The sequence below is a fragment of the Pseudolysinimonas yzui genome (genome assembly GCF_014653215.1).
Lineage (GTDB): Bacteria > Actinomycetota > Actinomycetes > Actinomycetales > Microbacteriaceae > Pseudolysinimonas_A > Pseudolysinimonas_A yzui.
Genome location: NZ_BNAI01000002.1, coordinates 157,394 through 180,344 on the forward strand (window position 1 = coordinate 157,394; position 22,951 = coordinate 180,344).

Here is a 22,951-nt window from a genome sequence, read left to right on the forward strand (position 1 = left end):
TCGCTCTAGGGTCGGGCCCATGGCTGATTCGCAGATCGCTGATTCTGAGATCACCCGGCTGTTGCGCGTCGGGCCGGGCGTCGACCTCGCGGCGATCGACACGTCGGCGACTCCCGGATTCGACGGCGACAAGGCTGCCGGCGAGGCGGCGCTCGCCGAGGGGGCCCAGGAGGTCGCCGATCTGCAGGAGCAGCTGTTCGCCGCGAGTCGCGGGGGCGACACCCGCAACGTGCTGCTCGTGCTGCAGGCGATGGACACCGCGGGCAAAGGCGGGATCGTCAAACACGTCGTCGGCTCCGTCGACCCGCAGGGCGTCAGCATCGCCGCCTTCAAGCGGCCGACGCCCGAAGAGGAGGCCCACGACTTCCTGTGGCGCATCCGCAAGCGGCTGCCCGCCCCCGGGATGATCGGCGTCTTCGACCGCTCGCACTACGAGGCCGTGCTCATCCACCGGGTGCGCGGGCTGTCGACGCCCGAGGAGGTCGAGAGCCGCTACCCGGTGATCGTCGACTTCGAGAAGGAGGTCGTCGCGGCGGGCACGAAGGTCATCAAGGTGATGTTGCACATCTCGCGCGAGGAACAGAAGGCGCGCCTGGCCGAGCGCCTCGAGCGCCCCGACAAGCACTGGAAGTACAACCCCGGGGATGTCGATGAGCGCGCCTACTGGGACGACTACATGGATGCCTACCGCGTCGCGATCGAGCGCACCTCGACCGACGACGCCCCCTGGTACGTGATTCCGGCCGACCGCAAGTGGTACGCGCGGCTCGCCGTGCACACCCTGCTGCTCGACGCCCTGCGTTCCCTCAAGCTCGAGTGGCCGGTCGCGGAGTTCGACGTCGAGGTCGAGAAGAAGCGCCTCGCCGCCACTTAGCCGAAGGCTTCGACGATGGGGCGGAACTTGAGTTTCGTCTCGGCGAGTTCGCGGTCGGGGTCGGATTCGGCGACGATGCCGGCTCCGGCGAACGCGGTGAGGGTGCCGTCGGCATCCACTTCGGCGGATCGCAGCGAGATCGCCCACTTGCCGTCGCCCGCCTGGTCGACCCAGCCGACCGGTCCGCCGTAGCGGCCGCGGTCGAACGGTTCGAGTTCGCGGATCAGGTCGAGCGCCGCCCGCGTCGGGGTGCCGGCGACCGCCGCCGTCGGGTGGAGCGCGGCGACCAGGTCGAGCGCACCCGAGCCGTCGGAGAGCCGGCCGTGCACGTCGCTGGCGAGGTGCCAGAGGTTCGGCAACTTCAGGGTGAACGGCAGCTCGGTGGAGGTGATGCCGGGGCCGTGCGGCCGCAACGCCCGCAGCACGCTCTCCACCGCGAACCGGTGCTCGTCGAGGTCTTTCGACGAGGTCGCGAGCTCGAGGGCCGCGGCGGCGTCGGCTTCGGCATCCGCCCCCCGCGCGTGGCTGCCGGCGAGCACCCGCGCCGTGACGTCGCCCCCATACACGCGCACGAGAGTCTCGGGGCTCGAGCCGAGGTGGCCGTCGACGGCGAACGTCCAGGTGTCGGGGTAGCCCAGGGCGAGCTCGAGCAGCACACGGCGCAGGTCGGCCCCGGCCGGCACGTGGCCGACGAGGTCGCGGGCGAGCACGACCTTCTCGAGCGATCCGGAGAGGATGCGGCCGACGGCGGAGCGCACGGCGTCGCGGTAGGCGTCGGGCGGCAGAGCACCCGGATGCAGCGACAGGCGGTACTCCGCGCCGAGCGGGGATGCGGTGATCGCGTCGTCGGCACCGTTGACGCGGGTCACCCAGCCGACCCCGTTGCGCCGACCGATCACCACCCGGGGCACGATCAGCACGCTGGTGCGGGTGGAGTCGTCGTCGAACGCGAACGCCCCGAACCCGACGAGCCCGGAGCCGCCGATGCGCACCTCGTCGTCGACCCGCGCGCTCGCCGCGACCTCGCGCCAGGCGGCGGCGGCATCCGCCAGCCGGGTCGGGCCGCGGAACTCCAGACGCAGGGCCTCACCGATGCCGGCGATGCCGTCACCGCGCCGGAGGAACAGCAGAGGGTGCGTGGGATCCGAGTACGGGATGAGCGAAGGAACCGGATCGATCCGGCGCGTTTCGACGGTGAGGTCCGTCACCCCTCCAGCCTAAGCCGCCTCCGGTCCGCGCCCGAACCGGGCTTCCGCGCCCCGCGTAGGATGGACCCTCGTGAGCAGGGCGGATCTGAGCAAAGACCCGGATGACGTATCCGGGATGTTCGATCACGTCGCCGCCGGCTACGACCGCACCAACACGGCACTCAGCGTCGGCAACGACTTCCTCTGGCGCATCGCGACCGCGAAGGCGATCGACCCGAAGCCCGGCGAGCGCGTCCTCGACATCGCCTGCGGCACCGGCACGTCCACCCTGCCGCTCGCCAAGTCGGGGGCGACCGTCGTCGGCGTCGACTTCTCGCCGGAGATGATCGCCGAAGCCGGCAGACGGCATCCCAAGATCGAGTTCCGCCAGGCGGATGCGATGAAGCTGCCGTTCGGCGACGACGAGTTCGACGCCGTCACCATCAGTTTCGGGCTGCGCAACGTGCAGGATCCGAAGCAAGCGCTCGCCGAGATGTACCGGGTGCTCAAGCCGGGCGGCCGGGTCGTCATCTGCGAGTTCTCGAAGCCGCCGCGGGCGCTGCTGCGCGCGGGCTACTTCGCCTACCTGAAAGTCGTCGCGCCGGTGGTCGTCGGCATCACGTCGTCGAACCCGGAGGCCTATCGCTACCTCGTCGAGTCGATCCGCGAGTGGCCCGATCAGGGCACGCTGACCCAGTGGATCCGCGGGGTCGGCTTCACCCGGGTCGCCTACCGCAACCTCACCGCGGGCGTCGTCGCGCTGCACCGCGGACGCAAGCCCGAAGACCAGGCGATCCGCGCCGCGACGGCCCGACGCACGGGTCGTTCCCGCCAGCCCGGCACGACGGGCTGACGCCGGCGTGACTCCTGACGCTCCGACAGATCGGCCGATCGTGAAACCGAGCCCCTCCCTCGCCCGCCGGAGCAAGACGCTCAGCTCGTCGCTCGGGCTCGGCGAGAAGCTGTTCGCTTCGAGTGAGGAGCGTCAGTTCGTCGCCGACATCGAGGCGGGGCTCGAGATCGTCGAGCAGCAGCTCGCCGAGCAGGTGCGGTTCACCGACGAGATCGCCGACGTCACGACCCGCTATCTGCTGGATGCCGGCGGCAAGCGGGTGCGACCGGTGCTGACCCTGCTCACCGCGCAGCTCGGATCGGGCACCAACGACGACGTGCTCACGGCGGCGCAGGCGATCGAGATCACCCACCTCGCGTCGCTGTACCACGACGACGTGATGGACGAGGCGGAGATGCGCCGCGGGGTGCCGAGTGCGCAGACCGTGTGGGGCAACTCGGTGGCGATCCTCACCGGCGACCTGCTGTTCGCCCGGGCGTCGAAACTCATCGCCTCGCTCGGGGAGCGGGCGCTCACCATCCAGGCCTCCACGTTCGAGCGGCTGTGCCTCGGCCAGTTGCACGAGACCCTCGGGCCGCAGCCGGGCGAAGACCCGATCGAGCACTACCTGCAGGTGCTCGCCGACAAGACCGGGTCGCTCATCGCCCTCGCCGGACTCGTCGGGGTGATCTTCTCCGATGCCCCCGAGGAGTACCGCGAACCGGTCGAACTGTTCGGGGAACGCATCGGCGTCGCGTTCCAGCTCATCGACGACGTCATCGACCTGTCGAGTGCGGTCGAGCAGACCGGAAAGACCGCCGGCACCGACCTGCGGGCCGGGGTGCCGACTCTTCCGCTGCTCTACCTGCGCCAGCGCGCCGCCACCGAGGCCGACGCGGCGGAGCTGCTCGAGCGGCTGGAACGCGACATCGTCGGCTCGACCGAAGACGCCATCCACCCGGACTTCGCGGTCGCCGTCGCAGAGCTGCGCCACCACCAGGTGACTGCCGATACACTCGCCGAGGCGAATCGCTGGTCTGACTGGGCGGTGGAGGCTCTCGAGCCCCTCCCCGACGGTCCCGTCAAGAAGGCGCTCACGCGCTTCGCGAAGGCGATCGTCGAACGGTCGGGCTGACCGAAGCCCCCCGCGAGCATTCAGAGTAAGGAACCCCCGTTGACCAAGCTCCGCCTGGCCATCGTTGGCGCCGGACCGGCCGGCATCTATGCGGCCGACATCCTGCTGAAGCACGACCGGCCGTTCGATGTCTCGATCGACCTGTTCGAGCAGTTGCCCGCCCCGTATGGCCTGGTGCGCTACGGCGTAGCTCCCGACCACCCGCGCATCAAGGGCATCATCACGGCCCTGCGCGATGTGCTCGACCGCGGCGACATCCGCATCTTCGGCAACGTCACCTACGGGCGCGACATCACGCTCGACGACCTGAAGAAGCACTACAACGCCGTCATCTTCAGCACCGGAGCGATTCGGGATGCCGCGCTCGACATCCCCGGAATCGATCTACCCGGCTCCCACGGTGCCGCCGAGTTCGTGTCGTGGTACGACGGGCACCCCGACGTGCCGCGCGAATGGCCGCTCGATGCCGCCTCGGTCGCGGTCGTCGGCAACGGCAACGTCGCGCTCGACGTGGCGCGGATGCTGGCGAAGCACGCCGAGGATCTGCTGCCGACCGAGGTGCCTGCCAACGTCTACGACATCCTCAAGGCGTCGCCGGTGACCGACGTGCACGTCTTCGGGCGGCGCGGCCCGATGCAGGTGAAGTTCAGCCCGCTCGAGTTGCGCGAACTCGGTGAGCTGCGGGATGTCGACATGGTCGTCTACGACGAGGACTTCGACTACGACGACGCGGCGCGGGCGGCGATCGAGTCGAACAAGCAGATCTTCGTGATCGACAAGGTGTTCTCGAAGTGGCGCTCGGAGCCCGCCGGGGAGGCGTCGCGGCGGTTGCACCTGCACTTCTACGCGAAGCCGCTCGAGGTCGTGGCCGGCCCCGATGGGCGGGTCGCGGCGTTCCGGTACGAGCGCACCGAGCCGGATGGCGCAGGCGGCGTGCGCGGAACCGGTGAGATCCGCGAGGTGGAGGTCGGCCAGTTCTACCGGGCGGTCGGCTACTTCGGATCGCCGCTCGACGGCATCCCGTTCGACGAGCGACGCGGGGTCATCCCCAACCGCGAGGGGCAGGTACTGGCGACCGACAACGAGATCCTGCCCGGCGTGTACGCGACCGGCTGGATCAAGCGCGGCCCGGTCGGCCTGATCGGGCACACCAAGTCGGATGCGATGGAGACGGTCTCGCACCTGGTCAACGACCAGTCGTCGTGGTGGAGCCCCTCGTCACCGTCGGAGGCCTCGGTGGTCGAGCTGCTCGAGTCGCGCGGCATCGAGTACACCGACCTCGCGGGCTGGCACCGACTCGACACCCACGAGATCGCGCTGGGTGAGCCGCAGGGTCGTGCCCGCATCAAGGTCGTGCCGCGCGACGAGATGGTGACGATCTCCCGCGGTCGTTAGTCATCGCCCAGTAACGTCGGGCGCATGACGCCTGCCGAGATCGCCCTCGTCGGGGGCGCGACACTGCTCGGGGCGGTGCTGGGTGCCACTGTGCTGCCGCGGTGGGCCGACCTCGAGTCGCGGTCGGCGGCGCGATCCGGGCCGCGCACCCGGGTCGCCGGAGCCATCGTCACGGCGTTCGCATTCGGCGTGCTCGCGCTGCGGGTGGGGATGGATGCCGTCCTCCCGGCGTTCCTCGTCGTCATGGCGGTCGGGACGGCGATCTCGATCGTCGATCTGCGCGAGAAGCGCATCCCGAACCGGATGCTGCTGGTGGCGGCTCCGGTCGTGCTGGCGCTGCTGGTGGCGGGGATACTCGTGCGCGGCGAGCCGACGCGGATTCTCTGGGCGCTTGCGGGAGCCGCCGCCCTCTTCGTGGTGTACTTCCTGATCGCACTGGCCGTACCCGCGGCGATGGGGATGGGGGACGTCAAACTGGCCGCGCTGCTCGGTGCACCGCTCGGGGCGGTAGGCCTCACCAGCTGGCTCACCGGCCTGGTCGCGGCCTTCCTGGTTGGTGGCGTGGTTGCGGTGATATCCCTGGTGGCGGGGCGAGTCGGCTGGCGGGGCAGCATCCCGTTCGGCCCGTGGATGGTTGTCGGCGCCCTCGTCGGACTCGCCATATAGCAGCAATTCCGGATACTCCCCAGGTACCGAATCGTGAGACTTCCCTCACGTTTCTTGTGGGCATTTTGGGGGACCGCTACCGTTTAGCCACCCCAGCACGACGACTGATCCTCAGGATTTATCCCCCGAACTTGAGGCGCTCGGTAACCCGCGGTCGTACTGACGCTTTACCCCCAACAGAAAATCCCCCAACCCGAAAAGGCCGAACCCATGTTGAAGGCTCTTGTTTCCCTGCAGTCCCGTGTCAACTCGCTCCGCGACGAAGATGGCAACGCCGCTGAGTACGGGCTGATCATCGCGGGCGTCGCCGTCGTGATCATCGTCGGTCTCGGTGTTCTCGCCGCAGCCCTCAATGGGCTGTTCGGCGAAGTCGCCCTCAAGCTCTGATCGCGAAGGTCGAGTTGGAACGGGAGGCCCGCAACGGCCTCCCGTTCCGGAGGGTCACCGATGTTCCGACGAAGTCCTACCGAACGCGGCGCGGCAGCGGTTGAGTTCGCGCTTATCCTGCCCGTCTTCGTGCTCCTGATCGTGGGAATGCTCGAGTTCGCTCGGGCGTACAACGCTCAGATCTCCATCTCCAACGCCGCCCGCGAGGGCGCGAGGGTGATGGCCGTCCACGACGATGTCGCGCTCGCACGTGCTTCGGCCATCGACGCCGCCGTCTCGCTCAACCCGGCTCTCGCCCCGGGCGACGTGGCGATCTCGCCCGCGTCATGTGCTGCGGCGGTGGACGGCACCGTCGAAGTGTCGATCGACTACGACTTGCCCTTGATGACCGGCTTCTTCGGGATCACCCTCCCGATCTCTGGAGTAGGAGTGATGCTATGCGGTGGTTGAATCGCCTGCTTCGCCAGGAACGCGGCGCGACTGCGGTGATCTTCGGCCTGTTGCTTATACCCCTGCTCGGGGCGACGGCCATCGCCGTCGACGTCGGGGCCCTATACGCCGAGCGCGCTCAACTGCAGAACGGTGCCGACGCCGCAGCACTCGCGGTCGCTGCGGACTGCGCCGACAGCACGGGATGCGGGGGGTCCTCGGCGATCGCCGCCTCGTTCGCCGACGACAACGCCGTCGATGGGGCCGCGGCTACCCTCACCCCCACCTTCCCGACCAGCAGCTCGGTGCGGGTCGACGCGCACACCGCCAATCCTGACGGCACCGAGGCGCTCAGCCACCCGTTCGCCCAGTTCATCGGCTTCGACTCGACGACGGTCGACGCCGATGCCACGGCGGAGTGGGGAAGTCCGAGTTCCGGAGCGGTCATCCCACTTGCGCTCGCCTATTGCGAGTTCTCAGGGGTCGCCACCGGCGTTCGCACGCTCATCCAGTACGACACCAACAAGCCGTGCAAAGGGCCGACTGGGCAACCGATCAAGGGCGGATTCGGTTGGCTCGACCAGGATCGCGGAGAGTGCCTCGTCGATGTCGATCTCGAGGCGCCGTGGATCGGAAGCGACCCCGGGCTCGACCCGCCGAACAACTGCACGAGCATGTTCTCGACGCTCGAGGGCTCGACGGTGCTCATCCCCGTCTACGACGGTGCCAACAACGTGAACGGACAAAACGGCGAGTTCCACATCTATGCCTTTGCCGCATTCCTGGTCACCGGTTGGAAGTTCACCGGCAACGGCAACTCGATCATGAACAACCCGGATCCGCTCGCCCCGAGCTGCGTCGGCAACTGCCGGGGCATCCAGGGCTACTTCGTCGAGTGGGTCGAAGTCGGAGGCGATTGGGAGCTCGGCGGCAGTGACCTCGGGCTGAGTGTCGTGCGTCTGATCGACTGACCGACGACCCCGCGCTACCCATTCACTCCCGACCGAACCGAGAGCCCGAATCATGAGAATCCGAATCATCGGGGCGATCCTCGCCCTCGTCCTGGCCGTCGTGGGCACGGTGGTGGTCGTGCTCTACGTGCGCGACGCCGACGTGCGAGCGGCAAACGGGGCCGAGCTGGTGTCCGTCTATGTCGTCCACACGACCGTGCCGCAAGGGACGCCTGGCGAGGAGATCTCGGACTACGTGAGCGTCGAGCGGTACGCCCGGGACGCCATCCAACCCGACCACATCACGGCGCTGCGCGACGTAGCCGGAGAGGTCACGACCGTCACCCTGCTTCCCGGCGACCAGCTCGTCGAGGGTCGGTTCGCCGACCCAGCAGACCTTGCGGCACAGGGGAATGTCGTCATCCCTGAAGGAATGCAGGAGGTGACTGTGGCGCTGCCGGTCGAGCAGGTCGTCGGCGGCGCCGTACGTGGCGGCAGCACCGTGGGCGTCGTGATCACCGTGCTCGGCGAAGAGTCCGGCGCGACCACCGGTTTCGCGCTCCACAAGGTGCTCGTCACCCGGACGCAGGCCGGCGACAACTACGTTCCGGACGCCTCGGCACAGGATGCCGCTCCCGTCGCGACGATCATGGTCACGCTCGCCCTGACGGCGACCGATGTTCAGCGCGTCGTCTGGGCGGCCGAGATGCAGCAGAACGACCGCGCCGGCATCTGGCTGACGCTTGAGCCCGACGAAGCCGACCAGACGATTCCCGGGCTCGTGACCGGAGACGACTTCTTCGGGTGAGCCGCTACGTTCTGATCGGTCGCAGCGCCGAATACGAGTCCCGGTTGCGGGGCCTGTTCGGCGTCGATCTGGCGAGCGTACCCGCCGAGCTGATCGCTTCCGACCTCTCCGGCGTCGTCGAGCGGTTGCCGAGCAGACCGTCGGTCGCGCTCCTCGGCCCGTTCCTGTCGTACGAGGAGACTCGATTTCTGGCCGACGCGATCCCGGTCGCGCGACCGGGCACCTCGATCGTCGTTGTGAAGGGGGAACGGTCGGAGCTTGAGGACTGGGTCGACGCGATGACCATCCACGCGGTGCTCAGTCCCGATGGCGCCGACGCGTTGGTCGAGAGTGTGCTCGCCGGTCTGAGCCCCGCGGCCCCGGTCGCGCCCCCTGCGCTGCCCGAACAGGCGCTTCCGGTCGAGCCCGCCCCTCTCGCTGAAGACGACCGTCCCGTGGTGATCGCGGTCGCATCTCCGAAAGGCGGCCAGGGCAAGACCACGATCGCGATCAACCTGGCCGCAGGCTTGGCGCACGTCGCCCGCGACTCCGTCGTTCTCGTCGACGCCGACCTCCAGTTCGGCGACATTGCGAATGCTCTCGACCTGCCGTCGACCCGGGGCTGGTTGGACGCTGTCGCGGCCGGCCCCGATGAGATCGCTTTCAAGGCGTCGATGCATCGCCACCCTGGTGGCTTCTTCGTGCTCACCGCGCCGCCCTCACCCGAGCACGCCGACACCATCGCGCCGGAGCGCTTCTCGGTGGTGCTTGCGCGATTGGCGCGCATCTTTCGGTACGTCGTGATCGACACGACTCCGGGGGTGGGCGAGCAGACGCTCTCGGTGCTCGAGGCGGCCGACCACGGGATCTTCGTGAGCAGTCTCTCGGTGCCGAGCCTGCGGGCCCTCCGCGTCGAGCTCGACGTGCTCGACCGCGCGGGAATCGCACCCGAGCATCGCCACGTGGTCGTCAACTTCGTCGACCGCACGAGCGGACTCACGGTGAAGGATGCCGAGCGCATCACGGGGGCGACCGTGGGGGTTCCGATCCCTCGCTCACCCGAGGTGGTGCTCGCGAGCAATCACGGCATCCCACTGCTCGAGCACGATCCCCGGGATCCGGCCGCGAAAGCCATTCTCGATCTACTCGCGACGATCACCCCGGCCGCCGATCAGCTCAGCTCTCGACTGCACCGCAGGAGGACACGATGAAACTCTCGGAGCGACTCGCCACCCCGACTCCGGCGCCAGATGAACCGCCGACGTCCGGCGCGGAAACCGAGGTCCCAGCGCCCACTGTTGTCGTGCCCGCTGTGGATGAACCCGCTGCGGTCGCCGCTCCAGCACCCCTCCCATCGCCGACCGGCCTCCCTCGCCCCGGCCCGTCCCCGGTTCCAGATGTCCTCGCCGACCTCAAGGAACGCGCCGCACAGGAACTCTTCGCTCGCATCGGGGGGAGGCTGAGCGACTCGTCGCTCACCGAGGAGCGTCTCCATGCGCTCGCCCGCGACGAACTCAGCCGAATCGTCGACGCGGAGCAGGTGGCCCTCACTGCGATAGAGCGCCGGCGGCTCATCGACGAGATCGGCGCCGACGTTCTCGGCTATGGTCCGCTCGAAGGGCTCCTCGACGACGACTCGGTCACCGAGATCATGGTCAATCGATTCGATCAGATCTACCTGGAGCGCAATGGCAAGCTCGGCCTCAGTCCGCTTCGGTTCACGAGCGATGCCCAACTGCGACGAGTCATCGAGCGCATCGTGTCGCGCGTGGGACGCCGCATCGATGAGTCCTCGCCGCTCGTCGACGCGCGGCTCGAGGACGGATCGCGTGTCAACGCGATCATCCCGCCATTGGCGGTGAACGGCCCCGCACTCACCGTACGGAAGTTCGCTCGTCAAGCTCTGACCGCGGCCGATTTGGAGCGGCTCGGCACTATCGATGCCCGAGCGCTCCACCTCCTGCGTGCCGCGGTGGAAGGGCGCCTCAATGTCCTCGTTTCCGGAGGCACCGGCACGGGAAAGACCACGCTTCTCAACGTGCTGTCGGCCTTCATCCCCTCGAGCGAACGCATCATCACCATCGAGGATGCAGTCGAACTGCAGTTGCAGCAGGAACACGTCGTGCGCCTCGAGTCACGGCCGGCCAACATCGAGGGCCGCGGTGAGGTGACCATCCGCGAACTGGTTCGCAACGCGCTGCGCATGCGCCCCGACCGAATCGTCATCGGCGAGGTCCGAGGCGGAGAGAGCCTCGACATGCTCCAAGCCATGAATACCGGTCACGAGGGATCGATCTCGACGATCCACGCCAACTCGCCGCGCGATGCCATCGCGCGACTTGAAACCCTGGTGCTCATGGCGGGGATGGATCTGCCCCTGCGGGCCATCCGCGAGCAGATCGGGTCGGCGATCGACGTCATCGTGCAGATTGCGCGCTTGCGCGACGGGAGCCGACGTGTCGTTCACATCTCAGAGGTGAACGGGATGGAGTCGGACATCATCACCCTGCAGGAGATCTTCACGTTCGACTTCGCGGCAGGACGGGACGAGACTGGCCGGTATCTCGGGCAAGCCGTGCCGACGGGAATCCGCCCGCGCTTCACGGAGCGACTCCTCGATGTGGGAATCGACCTGCCGGGTGATCTCTTCCAGGCTCCGGTGATCGCGGCGAGGGCGCGGAGATGACTGTGGTCCTCGTCGGCGCACTGCTCGTGCTCGCGGCGCTCCTCGCGTTCGTCTTCTTTGTGCTTGCGCCCCCTCGGGTGAGAGTCGCGGCTTCTCGCCGCACAGCGCCCGGCGTCGAACAGGTCTCGCAGCTCACGCGCGTCACCGAACGCACGGTGAACGCGATCGAGTCCGTCTCGCGGGGGCGGCGTGGGTTCTTCGACAAGGAGGATCTTGTGCTCGCCGGCGTCGTCATGGAGCCACCGTCGTTCATCCTGGTGACCTTCGCCGGGGGGACGGTGCTCGCTCTGGTAGGTGCCTTGCTCGGCTTCGGTACATTGTGGTCGATTCCCCTGGCGATCGGATTCGCCCTCCTGGCGCCACTGGTCGCCAAGGTCGTGTTGGCGATTCGGACCGGAGCCCGGAGAGCGAAGTTCGCCGATCAGCTTGACGACACCCTCCAACTCATCGCCGGAAACCTTCGCGCGGGGTACGGCATCGTGCAGGCGCTCGACGCAGTTGCTCGCGATGCGGAGGCGCCCACCTCAGAGGAGTTCGCCCGGGCCGTGAACCAGACTCGCATCGGACGCGACCTGAACGACGCCCTTGAGGACACCGCAGCCCGGATGGGCAGCGATGACTTCATGTGGACCGCGCAGGCGATCTCCATCAACCGGCAGACGGGCGGCAACCTTGCCGAGGTCTTGGCTCAGGTCGGTGCGACGATTCGGGAGCGCAACCAGATCCGTCGCCAGGTGAGAGCGCTCAGCGCGGAGGGCCGGCTGTCGGCGATCGTGCTCATCTGTCTCCCGATCGCCGTGTCGCTGGCGCTTCTCGTCGTGCAGCCGGGTTATCTCGCGGTATTCGTCGAGTCGATCATCGGGGTCCTCGCGCTCATCATCGCGGTCCTGCTCGGTGTCGTGGGAAGCCTCTGGATGCTCGCCGTGGTCAGGGTGAAGTTCTGATGGGCGCCGTGCCCCTCCTCGCGGCTCTCGCGACCGGTATCGGTGTCGCAGCGTTCCTCTTCTCGCTGTTTCTCCTCGTGCCTCTCGGGGCCCCGACCGTCCACATGGTGCCCGAAGCGACCTCAAGTCGGTCGGAGGAGCCGCGCATCGGCACGGGTGCGCGGCTGACCCGCGCGGCACCGCGTGGCTACGTTGCCTGGATCGAGCGCCAGATCGTCTATGCCGGCCGGGCGGGCGAGTGGACCGCTGCTCGGTTCCTCGCGATCAAGATCGTCGCTTCCGTACCCCCCGTCGTGATCGCCATTCTCTTCATCGCGGCGGAGCCGAGTCTGTTTCGGAACCTGGTGGGGGGGTTCGGCGTTGTGCTCGCCCTCGTCGCGCCCGAGGTCTTCCTCAACGCACGTGCCGACGACCGGCAGAAGGCCATTCAGAGGGCGTTGCCGGACACGCTCGACCAGATGACGATTGCCGTCGAGGCGGGGCTGGGTTTCGACGCGGCCATGTCGAAGGCGGTGACGAACGGCCGCGGCCCACTCGCTGAGGAGCTGGTGCGAACCCTCCAGGATGTCAGCATCGGGCGCTCCCGTCGGGATGCCTACCGTGCCCTCGAACGCCGCACCAATGTCGAGGACCTGCGACGCTTCGTGCGTGCGGTTGTTCAGGCCGACGAGTACGGGATCTCGATCGCCGAGGTTCTGCGCATCCAGGCGGGGGAGATGCGGGTGAAGCGCCGCCAGCGCGCGGAGGAGCAGGCAGTCAAGGTCCCGGTGAAAATCGTGTTCCCGCTGGTGTTCTGCATCCTGCCGGTTCTCTTCATCGTGTTGCTCACCCCAGCCGTGATCGGCATCATGCGAACCTTCAGCTGACTCCCCCGGGAGTAGTCGACGGACTCTGCCGGGACGAGGTGCCGTGTCCCGGCATCCGCCACACTCGTCGCATGACGACCCGCCGCATCCTGCCGCTCCTCGCGCTCCCGCTCGCCGCAACGGTGCTCTTCGCCGGCTGCAGCACGACTCTGCGCCCCGACCGTCTCGACACCGACCCGTCGACGTCCGCCGATGACCTGATGGCGGTGCCGACCGATTGCGCGTTGCTCGTGCCGAGCGCCGCCGACCGCGGCTTCGCGCAGCTGACGGTCGACCCGCAGTACGAAGACGACTCCGACCTCGCCGGCGTGCAGCAGGCGGGCGGAACGGTGTGCTTCTTCGCCGACCCCGACACCGACGCGGTCTACCACGTGGGGGTGCAGCTCGTTCAGGGCAACGAGGCCGAGCGCAAGGAACGCCGCTGGGAACGCGACGGCTTGCTCGTCGTCGACGGCGTCGGGGATGTCGCGTACTACACGGCGATCTCGAACGAGGTGAACGGCGACTCCTCGTCGGAGTTGCGTGTGCTCGCCGGCGACTACTACGTGCAGGTCGGTGCGGCCCCCTCGGCGGATGCAGCGGCACTCACACCGTTCGCCCTCGACGCGATCGCCGCGCTCGGGTAGCGGCTACTGCACGGCCGCGGTGAGCCGCGCCAGGTTGTCGAGGGTGCGGTGCCACACCGGACGCGACAACCACTCCTCGAGGGTGAGCTCGCGGGACATCGCCCGGTTGGCATCCTCGATCGCGCGCAGCTCCTTCAGGAACTTCTCGCCGCGCACCATGACCGAGATCTCGAGGTCGAGGCTGAACGAGCGCATGTCCATGTTGCTCGAGCCGATGACCGAGATCTGGTCGTCGATCGTCAGGTGCTTGGAGTGCAGGATGGTCGGCCCCGCGTAGAGCCAGATCTTCACCCCGGCGCGCAGCAGGGCCTCGTAGTACGAGCGCTGGGCGTGGAAGACGAGGAACTGGTCGCCGATCTCCGACACGAAGAGCTCCACCTGCAACCCCGACTGTGCGGCGGTCGTGATGGCGTAGAGCATCGAGTCGTCGGGCACGAAGTAGGGCGAGGTGAGGATGACCTTCCGCTGCGCCGCGTAGACGAGCGAGTTGAACAGCCGGAGGTTGTTCTCGCCGGCGAATCCGGGCCCCGAGGGAACGACCTGGCAGTCGAGGTCGCCGTCGCCCGTCGTGCGGGCAGGAGCCGCCTCGCGTTCCAGCAGCTCGCCGGTCTCGGAGTACCAGTCGGTGACGAACAGCGCGTCGATGCCGGCGACGACCGGACCCTCGAAGCGCGCCATGTAGTCCTTCCAGTGCAACCCCCGACGGTGGTTGCGGCGCCGCTGGTATCCGGTCTCGATGACGTTCTGCGATCCCGTGAAGGCGACGGTGCCGTCGACGACCAGGAGTTTGCGGTGATTGCGCAGGTCGGGGCGCTGGATCTGGCCGTGCAGCGGACGGAAGGGCAGCATCCGTCGCCACTGCACCCCCATTCGGTTGAGGCGCTTCACGGTGCGGCGATAGCCGGGGTACTGGGCGTTGCCGAGGTGGTCGAGCAGCACGCGCACGACGACGCCGCGGGCGTGCGCATCCTCGAGGGCGTCGAAGAAGTCCCCGGTCGCGTCATCGAGCAGCAGGATGTAGAACTCTGCGTGCACGGTCTTCTTCGCAGCCCGGATCGCGGCGGTCATCTGCGCGAGCGACTCGGTGTTGTCGTTCCACATCTGCGCGGAGTTGCCGCCGACGAGCGGCATCGACCCGAGGGTGCGGTTGAGTTCGACGATCGGCTCGAGCCACGGCGGCCAGGGCCGGTCGCGCTTCACCCGGTCGAAGCCCTCGGTCGTGTCGAGGATGTACTCGTTGATCTCGTGCTGCTTGCGGCGCCGGGCGCGGGGCAACCGGGCGCGCCCGAGGATCAGGAACAGGATGATGCCGACGTACGGCAGGAACCAGATCGCCAGCAGCCAGGCGAGCGCCGTCTGCGGGCGGCGGTTCTTCGGTACGAAGATGAGCGCCAGGATGCGTGCCGCGATGTCGATCGCCAGTGCGATGACGATGACGATGGCGACGATCGTCCCGGAATCCACGAGCACAGTCTGGCAGCGCCGCCGTAGCCCGCGAAATGCCGAAAGCTGCCGTGCACAGGTCGCGACGTGCGCCAGAAACGGGCACTTCGCGAGCCGAGCTACCGGAAGTTGATGAACTGCAGGGCGACGTCGAGGTCTTTGCCCTTGAGCAGGGCGATCGTCGCCTGAAGGTCGTCACGGCTCTTCGACTGCACGCGCAACTCGTCGCCCTGGATCTGGCTCTTGATCGTCTTCGGGGCTTCGTCGCGGATGATCTTCGCGATCTTCTTCGCGTCTTCGCTCGAGATGCCCTGCTTGATGGCCGCCTCGATGCGGTACTCCTTGCCGCTCGGGAACGGCTTGCCGGCATCGAGCGACCGCAGCGAGATGTTGCGCTTGATCAGTTTCTGCTCGAACACCTCGAGCACCGCCTTGACCCGCTCTTCGGCGTTCGCCTTCATGAGGATCTTCTCGCCCGACATCTCGATCGAGGCGTCGACGCCTTTGAAGTCGTAGCGCTGCTGGATCTCCTTCTGCGCCATGCCGAGGGCGTTCTGCACCTCCATGCTGTCGACCTTGCTGACGATGTCGAACGAGGAATCTGCCATGCCGCCATGGTAGAACGTGTCGATGCGCGCGGCCCCCAGAACGATCATCATCGTGGCCGCCGTTCTGGTCTCGTTGGGCGTCGTCGCGACGGCGGTGCTGGTGTTCCTCGCCCCGCGGGTGCCCGGGATGCCGGGGGCCGCGCCGGTCGCCGAGGAGCCGGCCCCGACGTGGGCGCCGCCCGCCACCCCGCCCGTCGCCGCCACGACGCCGGGGGTGGGCATCGCGGGCCTGGTGGATGCTGACTGGCTCGCGTCGACGAGTGCGGCGACCGGCATCCCCGAGCGGGCGCTCGCCGCCTATGCCGGAGCATCACTCGCGAAGGCCGCCTCGATGCCCGAATGCGGCCTTGCGTGGAACACCCTCGCCGGCATCGGCGCGACCGAGAGCGACCACGGGCGCCACGGCGGGTCGGCGGTCGAGCCCGACGGAACCGTCGCCCCGCCGATCTACGGCGTTCCCCTCGCCGGCGGCGACGGGGTCGAGCACATCCCCGACTCCGACGGCGGAACCCTCGACGGCGACACCGAGTTCGACCGCGCGGTCGGCCCGTTCCAGTTGATCCCGCAGACCTGGCGCAACTGGCACACCGACGCGAGCGGTGACGGCGTCGAGGATCCGCACAACATCGACGACGCCGCGATGGCGACCGCGAACTACCTGTGCCGCGTCAGCATCCACATCGACACCGAGGCCGGCTGGATCGCCGCGGTCTCGGGCTTCAACTCCCCGCAGTCCTACCGCGACACCGTCGCCCGCTACGCCGTGCGTTACGCCACTTCGGTGGTCGAGTAGCGCCGTAGGCGCGTGTCGAGACCTAGCCCCGCCCCGCATCCGGCCGCGCCGTGCTCGAGCGCACGACGAGATCGAACGGCAGCGGGGTGTTGAGCGACGCCGGCTCCGGATGCCCGGGGTGCAGCTCCTGCATGAGCACATCCACCGCCATCCGCCCCTGCAGCATCGGATACTGCGCGACCGTCGTGAGACCGAAGAACGCCGCGAGGTCGTGGTCGTCGATGCCGACGACCGACACGTCGCGCGGCACGTCGAGCCCGAGGTCGCGGGCGGCGAGGATCGCCCCGATCGCCATCTCGTCGGATGCCGCGAAGATCGCGGTGGGCCGGTCGTGCGGGGCGCCGAGGAGCTGCTTCGCCGCCTCGTAGCCGCCCTGCATGGTGAAGTCGCCGGGGTGGAAGAGCGCCGGATCGGTCGGGATGTCGGCCGCCGCGAGGGCCTCCTGGTACCCGATGCGCCGGTTGGTGGGCAGGTGGAAGTCCATCTCCACCGCACGGTCTCCGCCGATGTGGGCGATGCGCCGGTGCCCGAGGCCGATGAGGTGCTCGGTCGCGAGGCGCGACACGGCGATGTCGTCGATGCTGAGCGTGCGCACGCCCGGAAGCGGCCCGCCGACGCCGACCATCGGCTTGCGCAGGTCGTGCAGCCGCTGCACCTCGCTCTCGGTGAGTTCCAGCGAGACGGCGATCACGGCATCCACTCGTTTGCGCAGCAGGAAGTGCTCGAACACGCTGTGACGTTCCTCGGCGCCGCCGCCGAGGTTGTAGAGCGTGAGGTCGTACCCCTGCGCGAGCAAGGCGCTCTCCGCGCCCTCGAGCACCGCCCCGTAGAACCACCGGTTGAGGAACGGGATGACGACCCCGACGTTGCGCATGCGCCCGGTCGCGAGGGCGGATGCGCTCGACGACACGACGTAACCGAGCGCCGCGGCAGCCTCGAGCACCTTCGCCCGCGTCGCCGCCGACACGTGGCCGCGCCCGCTGAGCGCCCGTGACACCGTCGCCGCCGAGACGCCGGCGCGCCGCGCGACCTCTTCGATGCCGGCCACGGGTTCCTCCTGTCGGTGCCCACCGCAGTGGTCTGCCGATCTTACCGGCGTGGTGGGGCGGGGCCCGGCGAGCGGGTATTCTTGTCGAGCGCTTCGGCGCGACGGCGAGTTACCCAAGCGGCCAAAGGGATCTGACTGTAAATCAGACACGTAAGTTTCGGGGGTTCGAATCCCTCACTCGCCACCACACCGAAGCCCCGCTGGAGCGGGGCTTTCGACGTATGAGGCAGTCCCTTCAGCCGAGGCGACCTAGGCTCGACGGGTGACGGAACTCCTCGACCTCGCCCGCACCATCGCCCTCGAAGCGGGGGAGCTCGCCGCTCGCCGACGCCGCGAAGGGGTCGCGGTGGCCGCGACGAAGTCGACGGTCGTGGATGTCGTCACCGAAGCCGACCGCGAGGTCGAGCGACTCGTGCTCGGTCGACTTCAGGATGCCCGCCCGTCCGACGGGGTGCTCGGCGAGGAGGGGGCGTCGGTCTCCGGGTCGAGCGGACTCACCTGGGTCGTCGACCCGATCGACGGCACCGTCAACTACCTCTACGGCATCCCGCACTACGCGGTGAGCATCGCCCTCGTCGAGGGCGAGCCCGATCCGCTCACCTGGACCTCGAAGATCGGCGTCGTGCTCAATCCGGCGACGAGTGAGATCTTCACCGCCGAGGCGGGCGCGGGTGCCTTCTGCGGCGAGCGTCGCCTCCGGGTCGGCGGGCCGACGCCGCTGAATCTCGCACTGATCGCCACGGGGTTCGCGTACGCCGCGAGCACGCGGGGGGCGCAGGGGGAGGTCATCGCCCGCCTGCTGCCGCAGGTGCGCGACATTCGCCGGCAGGGCACGGCATCCCTCGATCTGTGCTTCGTCGCCGACGGCCGCTACGACGCGTTCTTCGAGCGCACGCTGAGCCCGTGGGATCACGCGGCCGGGGCGCTCGTCGCCCGCGAGGCCGGCGCGCGGGTCACCGGGATGCGCGGGGCGGCCCCCAGCAGCGACCTCATCATCGCCGCCGAGCCCTCCGTCGCCGCGCGACTCGAGGCGGTCCTCGACGAGCTGGGTGCCTTCGACGCGTTCTGATGACGCCCGTGTGACGGATTCCTGAGAATCAGCAGTGCGAGTGGCCAGACCGTTGCCAATTCGTTACCCTGGGGGAGTTCATCCGGCGTCACCCCGCGCCGGCATCCCGAAAGCGTTCGGCCGCGTTTGCCGTCGGTCGCACTCCAGGAGTCCTGCCGAATGACCGTTCCCGAGGAACGCGAGAACGACCCGCTGGTTCTCGACCTCCTCGGTTTCGGCACCCCTGCGCGGCTGGAGCCGATCGCCGCGCCCGCGACTCCCACGCACGAGATCTCGCCGTCGCGTGAGGTCGTCTCCGCCCCGCTGACCCGCCGCGAACTGCGGGATCGCGAACGCACCGTCGAGGTCGTCGCGCCTGCCGCCCCGCGCCGCGGGGCCGCATCGGGGGCCGGGGCGAAAGCACGCGTCAAGCCGCGCCGCACCGCCAAGAACACCACGCGTCGCGACGCCGTGCGGGTCGCCGGGGTGAAGAAGTCGCTCGGCAAGCGCCTGCTCTCCTTCGGCGCGATGCTCTTCGCCGGCGCCCTCGCCTTCGGCATGACCGTGCCGGCGAACGCCTTCGACACGGGACCCGAAGAGACGGTGCTCGCCGACTCGCTGGCGATGGAGGCGCAGACGGTCGAGGTCGACCCGACGCTCGTCTCGTTCTCGGAGCGCGACGCCTGGACCGTCACCTCGTGGGCGGAGATGTTGCGCCTGCGGTACGGCAACCGCACCTTCGACTACACCGTCGGCACCGGTCCGATCCGCTGGCCGTTCCCCTACGCCGTGCCGATCTCGAGCGGATTCGGCGACCGTGCCGCGCCGTGCCGCGGATGCTCGACGGCGCACTCCGGCATCGACTTCAACCCGGGGTGGGGAGCCGCGATCTTCGCGATCGCCGACGGCGTCGTGTACGAGCACGGCGAAGGCGGCTCCAGCTGGGGCAACTACGTGATCATCCAGCACGAGATCGACGGCCAGACCGTGTACAGCGGCTACGCGCACATGCAGAGCGGCTCATCGCCCCTCGTCGTCGGTGAGGAGATCAAGGTCGGCGACTTCGTCGGGCTGGTCGGCGCCACTGGCCAGGCGACCGGCGCGCACCTGCACTTCACGATCTCCATCGGTGACCCGATGCACTACGTCGACCCGTACACGTTCCTGAAGACGTACGCGAGCTAGGGTCCCGGCCGTCGGGTCAGCGCAGCCAGACGGTCGTGTCGCCGGGCAGGATCCCGTCGCCGAGGGGACCGCTTGACACGACCACCTCGCCGGCCGGCAGCGGCACCGGAGTGCTTCCGGTGTTGGCGACGATCGTGAGGCCGCGGTTGCGGAGGGCGATCACGTCGGGGGCGGAGTCCAGCCACTCGATCTCGCCCGCACCGAGCTGGTGGTCCCGCCGCACGGCGAGCGCGGCGCGGTAGAACTCGAGCGTCGAACCCGGGACGCCGCGCTGAGCATCGCGGGCGTAGAACGCCCACGACGCGGGCTGCGGCAGCCAGGAGTCACCCGTCGGGCTGAAGCCGGCGGCGGGCGCGTCGGTCTCCCAGGGGATCGGCACCCGGCATCCGTCGCGACCGTAGAGCTTGCCGCCGGTGCGGGCGAAGGTCGGGTCCTGGCGGGCCTCGTCCGGCAGGTCGACGACCTCGGGCAGGCCGAGTTCCTCGCCCTGGTAGAGGTAGGCCGAGCCGGGCAGCGCGAGCATGAACCCGGTGGCCGCGCGACCACGGCGGAGGCCGACGGCCTCATCGGGCAGCCGGGGTGACCGCGGGCCGATGCCCTCACCCTGCGGCGGGGGCGGCGTGAGCGCCAGCCGGGAGGGGTGACGGATGACGTCGTGGTTGGAGAGCACCCAGGTGCTGGGTGCTCCGACGGCCCCGAACGCCTCGAGCGACTCGTCGACGATCGACCGCAGCGCGGCCGCCTGCCACGGGGTCTCGAGGTAGCCGAAGTTGAAGGCCTGGTGCATCTCGTCGGGACGCACCCAGCGCGCCATCTTGCTGAGCGGCGCCACCCACGCTTCGGCGATCAGCACGCGTTCGCCGTCGTAGGCCTCGAGCACGCGGCGCCAGTCGCGATAGATGTCGTGCACGCCCTCCTGGGCCCAGTACGGCACGTCGACCTCGTCGCCGCCCATGCTGCCGCCGTCGGGGTCGGGGGTGTAGTCGGGCAGGTCGTCGGCCTTGATCATGCCGTGGGCGACGTCGACCCGGAATCCGTCGACGCCACGGTCGAGCCAGAACCGCAGGATCTCGCGGAACCGGTCGTGCACCCAGGGGTTGCTCCAGTCGAGGTCGGGCTGCGACGCGTCGAACAGGTGCAGGTACCAGGGTCCGGCGGTGCCGTCCGCCTCGGTGATGCGGGTCCATGCGGGGCCGCCGAAGACCGACTGCCAGTTGTTCGGGGGCAGCTCACCGGTTGCGCCGCGGCCCTCGCGGAACAGGTAGCGCCCGCGTTCGGGCGACCCCGGTCCCGCGGCGAGTGCCTCCTGGAACCAGGGATGCTCGCTCGACGAGTGGTTGGGCACGAGGTCGACGACGACCCGCAACCCGAGATCGTGGGCGCGGGCGAGCAGCGCGTCGAAGTCGGCGAGCGTGCCGAACAGCGGGTCGACGTCGCAGTAGTCGGCGACGTCGTAGCCGGCATCACGTTGCGGTGAGGTCATGAACGGCGACAGCCAGACCGCATCCACCCCCAGCTCGGCGAGCGCGTCGAGTCGCCGGGTGATTCCGGCGAGGTCGCCGACACCGTCGCCGGTGGAGTCCGCGAAGGAGCGGGGATAGACCTGGTAGATGACGGCGTTGCGCCACCAGTCGGAGTTCAGCATTGATTCCATCGTTTCTGATGGAAGCGTTTGCAGATTGCAATGTCAAGTTTGCGACTCAAGAGACAAGACGTCTTGACTTTGGCCCGAAGATCGGTTGAGATTCTCTGGAAGCGCTTGCACCAAGCGTTCGGAGAACGGCCTCCGGCTGGCGGCCGTTCCCGTTTGTCAGCGAAAGGACACACACCAATGAAGGTGACCAGGACCGGACTTCTCGGCCTCGGCGCGATCGCCGTGACCGCCGCGTTCGTTCTCAGCGGCTGCACCCCCGGCACGGACGGCGGCGCCGGAACCGGCGGCACGCTCACCGTCTGGGTCGACGCAGAACGCCTCGACGCGCTCCAGGGAGCGGCCGATGACTACTCCGAACAGACCGGAGTCGAGGTCGAACTCGTCGGCAAGGACAACGCCACGATCAAGGATGACTTCATCCAGCAGGCCCCGACCGGTGAGGGCCCCGACATCGTCATGGGCGCCCACGACTGGCTCGGCGAGCTGACGACCAACGGCGTCGTCGCCCCCCTGGAACTCGGCGACTCGGCGGGCGACTACCTCGATGTCGCGATTCAGGCCGCCACCTATGACGGCACCATCTACATGCTCCCGTACGCGGTCGAGAACATCGCCGTGCTGCGCAACGCCGACCTCGTTCCCGAGGCCGCCGCGAGCTTCGACGACATGATCGCCGCCGGAAAGGCTGCAGGCCTCGCCCAGCCGTTCGTGGTCGAGCAGGGTGCCGAAGGCAACCCGTATCACCTGTACCCGTTCCAGACCGCGTTCGGGGCCCCGGTGTTCGGCTCGACCGACGCCGGCTACGACGCGACCGACCTGCAGCTCGGCAACGAGGGCGGAACCGAGTTCGCGGCCTGGCTCGGAAGCCAGGGCAAGAACGGCACCGGAGTGTTCAACACCGACATCGACGGCGCCATCGCCAAGCAGGCCTTCCTCGACGGCACCGCGGCCTTCTGGCTGACCGGTCCGTGGAACGTCGGGTCGGCTCTCGACGCCGGCATCAACGTCGCGATCGACCCGATCCCGAGCCCGACCTCGGATGCCGCTCAGCCATTCGCCGGCGTCAAGGGCTTCTTCCTCTCGGCCGAGAGCGAGAACAAGGTCGCCGCGACCGACTTCCTGGTCAACTACCTCGGCTCCGAGGATGTGCAGCTCGCCCTGTTCGAGGCCGGCAACATCCTTCCGGCGCTGAGCGCGGCGGCAGACACCGCGTCGAGCGACCCGATCATCGCGGGCTTCTCGACCGTCGGCGCCGACGCCGTTCCGATGCCGGCCATCCCGGCGATGGGTTCGGTCTGGCAGTACTGGGGCATCGCCGAGGCGGCCATCATCAACGGTGAGGACCCCGCGGCGACGTGGGCGAAGCTCGCCGCGGACGTGAGCGCCGCGATCGGCTGACGCCGGTTCG

Annotated in this window: 23 protein-coding genes and 1 tRNA gene; 19 read left to right on the plus strand and 5 right to left on the minus strand. The window is 68.7% G+C overall.

Translation table 11 applies throughout. From position 1 onward, the window contains the following. The first annotated feature begins 19 nt into the window (after window positions 1-19). Window positions 20-874: a PPK2 family polyphosphate kinase gene (locus tag IE173_RS06560; protein WP_191282669.1), complete on the plus strand. Its 855-nt coding sequence runs from the start codon at window positions 20-22 to the stop codon at window positions 872-874. On the opposite strand, the gene IE173_RS06565 is transcribed toward IE173_RS06560, so the two are convergent. Further along, on the minus strand, window positions 871-2,082 hold the full coding sequence (locus IE173_RS06565) for an isochorismate synthase (RefSeq protein ID WP_191282670.1): 1,212 nt from the start codon (window positions 2,080-2,082) through the stop codon (window positions 871-873). The two genes, IE173_RS06560 and IE173_RS06565, sit on opposite strands and share 4 nt — an antisense overlap. 115 nt (window positions 2,083-2,197) lie before the next feature. Here IE173_RS06565 and ubiE point away from each other — a divergent pair, with 115 nt between their 5' ends. From ubiE to IE173_RS06630, 13 genes are all read left to right on the plus strand, one after another. After that, complete coding sequence (gene ubiE, locus IE173_RS06570; RefSeq protein ID WP_373298460.1) at window positions 2,198-2,914, plus strand: bifunctional demethylmenaquinone methyltransferase/2-methoxy-6-polyprenyl-1,4-benzoquinol methylase UbiE; 717 nt, start codon at window positions 2,198-2,200, stop codon at window positions 2,912-2,914. 40 nt (window positions 2,915-2,954) lie between these two features. Beyond that, a complete protein-coding gene (locus tag IE173_RS06575; protein WP_191282672.1) occupies window positions 2,955-4,028 on the plus strand; it encodes a polyprenyl synthetase family protein in 1,074 nt (357 codons plus the stop codon). A 39-nt stretch (window positions 4,029-4,067) separates the two neighbouring features. Then, entirely contained in the window at window positions 4,068-5,423 is a 1,356-nt protein-coding gene (locus IE173_RS06580) for an FAD-dependent oxidoreductase (RefSeq protein ID WP_191282673.1), read from the plus strand. A gap of 24 nt (window positions 5,424-5,447) precedes the next feature. After that, complete coding sequence (locus IE173_RS06585; protein WP_191282674.1) at window positions 5,448-6,089, plus strand: prepilin peptidase; 642 nt, start codon at window positions 5,448-5,450, stop codon at window positions 6,087-6,089. Window positions 6,090-6,299: 210 nt separating this feature from the next. After that, window positions 6,300-6,476, plus strand: coding sequence for a Flp family type IVb pilin (locus IE173_RS06590; protein ID WP_191282675.1), 177 nt, complete (start codon window positions 6,300-6,302; stop codon window positions 6,474-6,476). 60 nt (window positions 6,477-6,536) lie between these two features. Further along, window positions 6,537-6,926 carry a TadE/TadG family type IV pilus assembly protein gene (locus tag IE173_RS06595; protein ID WP_191282676.1) on the plus strand — a complete coding sequence of 130 codons (390 nt, stop codon included), beginning with the start codon at window positions 6,537-6,539 and terminating at the stop codon, window positions 6,924-6,926. Continuing rightward, entirely contained in the window at window positions 6,914-7,876 is a 963-nt protein-coding gene (locus IE173_RS06600) for a TadE/TadG family type IV pilus assembly protein (RefSeq protein ID WP_191282677.1), read from the plus strand. The genes IE173_RS06595 and IE173_RS06600 overlap by 13 nt, the downstream gene beginning before the upstream one ends. Window positions 7,877-7,928: 52 nt before the next feature. Then, entirely contained in the window at window positions 7,929-8,663 is a 735-nt protein-coding gene (locus IE173_RS06605; protein ID WP_191282678.1) for an RcpC/CpaB family pilus assembly protein, read from the plus strand. Continuing rightward, window positions 8,660-9,853, plus strand: coding sequence for an AAA family ATPase (locus tag IE173_RS06610; RefSeq protein WP_191282679.1), 1,194 nt, complete (start codon window positions 8,660-8,662; stop codon window positions 9,851-9,853). Before IE173_RS06605 ends, IE173_RS06610 begins: the two co-directional genes overlap by 4 nt. Continuing rightward, the gene (locus IE173_RS06615; RefSeq protein ID WP_191282680.1) at window positions 9,850-11,328 is read left to right on the plus strand and encodes a CpaF family protein; all 1,479 of its coding nucleotides are present in this window, start codon (window positions 9,850-9,852) and stop codon (window positions 11,326-11,328) included. Before IE173_RS06610 ends, IE173_RS06615 begins: the two co-directional genes overlap by 4 nt. Next, window positions 11,325-12,272, plus strand: a complete 948-nt coding sequence (locus tag IE173_RS06620; RefSeq protein WP_191282681.1) for a type II secretion system F family protein — start codon at window positions 11,325-11,327, stop codon at window positions 12,270-12,272. Before IE173_RS06615 ends, IE173_RS06620 begins: the two co-directional genes overlap by 4 nt. Then, the gene (locus IE173_RS06625) at window positions 12,272-13,138 is read left to right on the plus strand and encodes a type II secretion system F family protein (RefSeq protein ID WP_191282682.1); all 867 of its coding nucleotides are present in this window, start codon (window positions 12,272-12,274) and stop codon (window positions 13,136-13,138) included. The genes IE173_RS06620 and IE173_RS06625 overlap by 1 nt, the downstream gene beginning before the upstream one ends. 71 nt (window positions 13,139-13,209) lie before the next feature. After that, on the plus strand, window positions 13,210-13,764 hold the full coding sequence (locus IE173_RS06630) for a hypothetical protein (protein WP_191282683.1): 555 nt from the start codon (window positions 13,210-13,212) through the stop codon (window positions 13,762-13,764). Between the two features lie 3 nt (window positions 13,765-13,767). Here the strand turns inward: IE173_RS06630 and cls are convergent, their stop codons facing one another. Further along, complete coding sequence (gene cls, locus IE173_RS06635) at window positions 13,768-15,228, minus strand: cardiolipin synthase (RefSeq protein WP_191282684.1); 1,461 nt, start codon at window positions 15,226-15,228, stop codon at window positions 13,768-13,770. A 98-nt stretch (window positions 15,229-15,326) separates the two neighbouring features. Further along, on the minus strand, window positions 15,327-15,815 hold the full coding sequence (locus IE173_RS06640; RefSeq protein ID WP_191282685.1) for a YajQ family cyclic di-GMP-binding protein: 489 nt from the start codon (window positions 15,813-15,815) through the stop codon (window positions 15,327-15,329). A 22-nt stretch (window positions 15,816-15,837) separates the two neighbouring features. On the opposite strand from IE173_RS06640, the gene IE173_RS06645 reads away from it, so the two are divergent. Beyond that, window positions 15,838-16,608 (plus strand): lysozyme family protein, encoded by a 771-nt coding sequence (locus tag IE173_RS06645; protein ID WP_229841951.1) that lies wholly within the window; start codon window positions 15,838-15,840, stop codon window positions 16,606-16,608. A gap of 22 nt (window positions 16,609-16,630) precedes the next feature. Here the strand turns inward: IE173_RS06645 and IE173_RS06650 are convergent, their stop codons facing one another. Beyond that, entirely contained in the window at window positions 16,631-17,656 is a 1,026-nt protein-coding gene (locus IE173_RS06650; protein WP_191282686.1) for a LacI family DNA-binding transcriptional regulator, read from the minus strand. A 103-nt stretch (window positions 17,657-17,759) separates the two neighbouring features. On the opposite strand from IE173_RS06650, the gene IE173_RS06655 reads away from it, so the two are divergent. From IE173_RS06655 to IE173_RS06665, 3 genes are all read left to right on the plus strand, one after another. Next, window positions 17,760-17,843 (plus strand) — tRNA-Tyr (locus IE173_RS06655). 75 nt (window positions 17,844-17,918) lie between these two features. Further along, on the plus strand, window positions 17,919-18,725 hold the full coding sequence (locus tag IE173_RS06660; protein WP_191282687.1) for an inositol monophosphatase family protein: 807 nt from the start codon (window positions 17,919-17,921) through the stop codon (window positions 18,723-18,725). A gap of 159 nt (window positions 18,726-18,884) precedes the next feature. After that, entirely contained in the window at window positions 18,885-19,889 is a 1,005-nt protein-coding gene (locus tag IE173_RS06665; RefSeq protein WP_191282688.1) for a M23 family metallopeptidase, read from the plus strand. Between the two features lie 16 nt (window positions 19,890-19,905). On the opposite strand, the gene IE173_RS06670 is transcribed toward IE173_RS06665, so the two are convergent. Next, the gene (locus tag IE173_RS06670) at window positions 19,906-21,534 is read right to left on the minus strand and encodes a glycoside hydrolase family 13 protein (RefSeq protein ID WP_308433085.1); all 1,629 of its coding nucleotides are present in this window, start codon (window positions 21,532-21,534) and stop codon (window positions 19,906-19,908) included. A gap of 186 nt (window positions 21,535-21,720) precedes the next feature. On the opposite strand from IE173_RS06670, the gene IE173_RS06675 reads away from it, so the two are divergent. Further along, window positions 21,721-22,941: a sugar ABC transporter substrate-binding protein gene (locus IE173_RS06675; protein ID WP_191282690.1), complete on the plus strand. Its 1,221-nt coding sequence runs from the start codon at window positions 21,721-21,723 to the stop codon at window positions 22,939-22,941. The last annotated feature ends 10 nt before the right edge of the window (window positions 22,942-22,951 follow it).

Coding starts and splice junctions, on each gene's coding strand:
- IE173_RS06560 (WP_191282669.1), top strand. CDS start 20: ATGGCTGATTCGCAGATCGCTGATTCTGAGATCACCCGGCTGTTGCGC.
- ubiE (WP_373298460.1), top strand. CDS start 2,198: ATGTTCGATCACGTCGCCGCCGGCTACGACCGCACCAACACGGCACTC.
- IE173_RS06585 (WP_191282674.1), top strand. CDS start 5,448: ATGACGCCTGCCGAGATCGCCCTCGTCGGGGGCGCGACACTGCTCGGG.
- IE173_RS06590 (WP_191282675.1), top strand. CDS start 6,300: ATGTTGAAGGCTCTTGTTTCCCTGCAGTCCCGTGTCAACTCGCTCCGC.
- IE173_RS06595 (WP_191282676.1), top strand. CDS start 6,537: ATGTTCCGACGAAGTCCTACCGAACGCGGCGCGGCAGCGGTTGAGTTC.
- IE173_RS06600 (WP_191282677.1), top strand. CDS start 6,914: ATGCGGTGGTTGAATCGCCTGCTTCGCCAGGAACGCGGCGCGACTGCG.
- IE173_RS06605 (WP_191282678.1), top strand. CDS start 7,929: ATGAGAATCCGAATCATCGGGGCGATCCTCGCCCTCGTCCTGGCCGTC.
- IE173_RS06615 (WP_191282680.1), top strand. CDS start 9,850: ATGAAACTCTCGGAGCGACTCGCCACCCCGACTCCGGCGCCAGATGAA.
- IE173_RS06620 (WP_191282681.1), top strand. CDS start 11,325: ATGACTGTGGTCCTCGTCGGCGCACTGCTCGTGCTCGCGGCGCTCCTC.
- IE173_RS06625 (WP_191282682.1), top strand. CDS start 12,272: ATGGGCGCCGTGCCCCTCCTCGCGGCTCTCGCGACCGGTATCGGTGTC.
- IE173_RS06630 (WP_191282683.1), top strand. CDS start 13,210: ATGACGACCCGCCGCATCCTGCCGCTCCTCGCGCTCCCGCTCGCCGCA.
- IE173_RS06640 (WP_191282685.1), bottom strand. CDS start 15,815: ATGGCAGATTCCTCGTTCGACATCGTCAGCAAGGTCGACAGCATGGAG.
- IE173_RS06645 (WP_229841951.1), top strand. CDS start 15,838: ATGCGCGCGGCCCCCAGAACGATCATCATCGTGGCCGCCGTTCTGGTC.
- IE173_RS06665 (WP_191282688.1), top strand. CDS start 18,885: ATGACCGTTCCCGAGGAACGCGAGAACGACCCGCTGGTTCTCGACCTC.
- IE173_RS06670 (WP_308433085.1), bottom strand. CDS start 21,534: ATGCTGAACTCCGACTGGTGGCGCAACGCCGTCATCTACCAGGTCTAT.
- IE173_RS06675 (WP_191282690.1), top strand. CDS start 21,721: ATGAAGGTGACCAGGACCGGACTTCTCGGCCTCGGCGCGATCGCCGTG.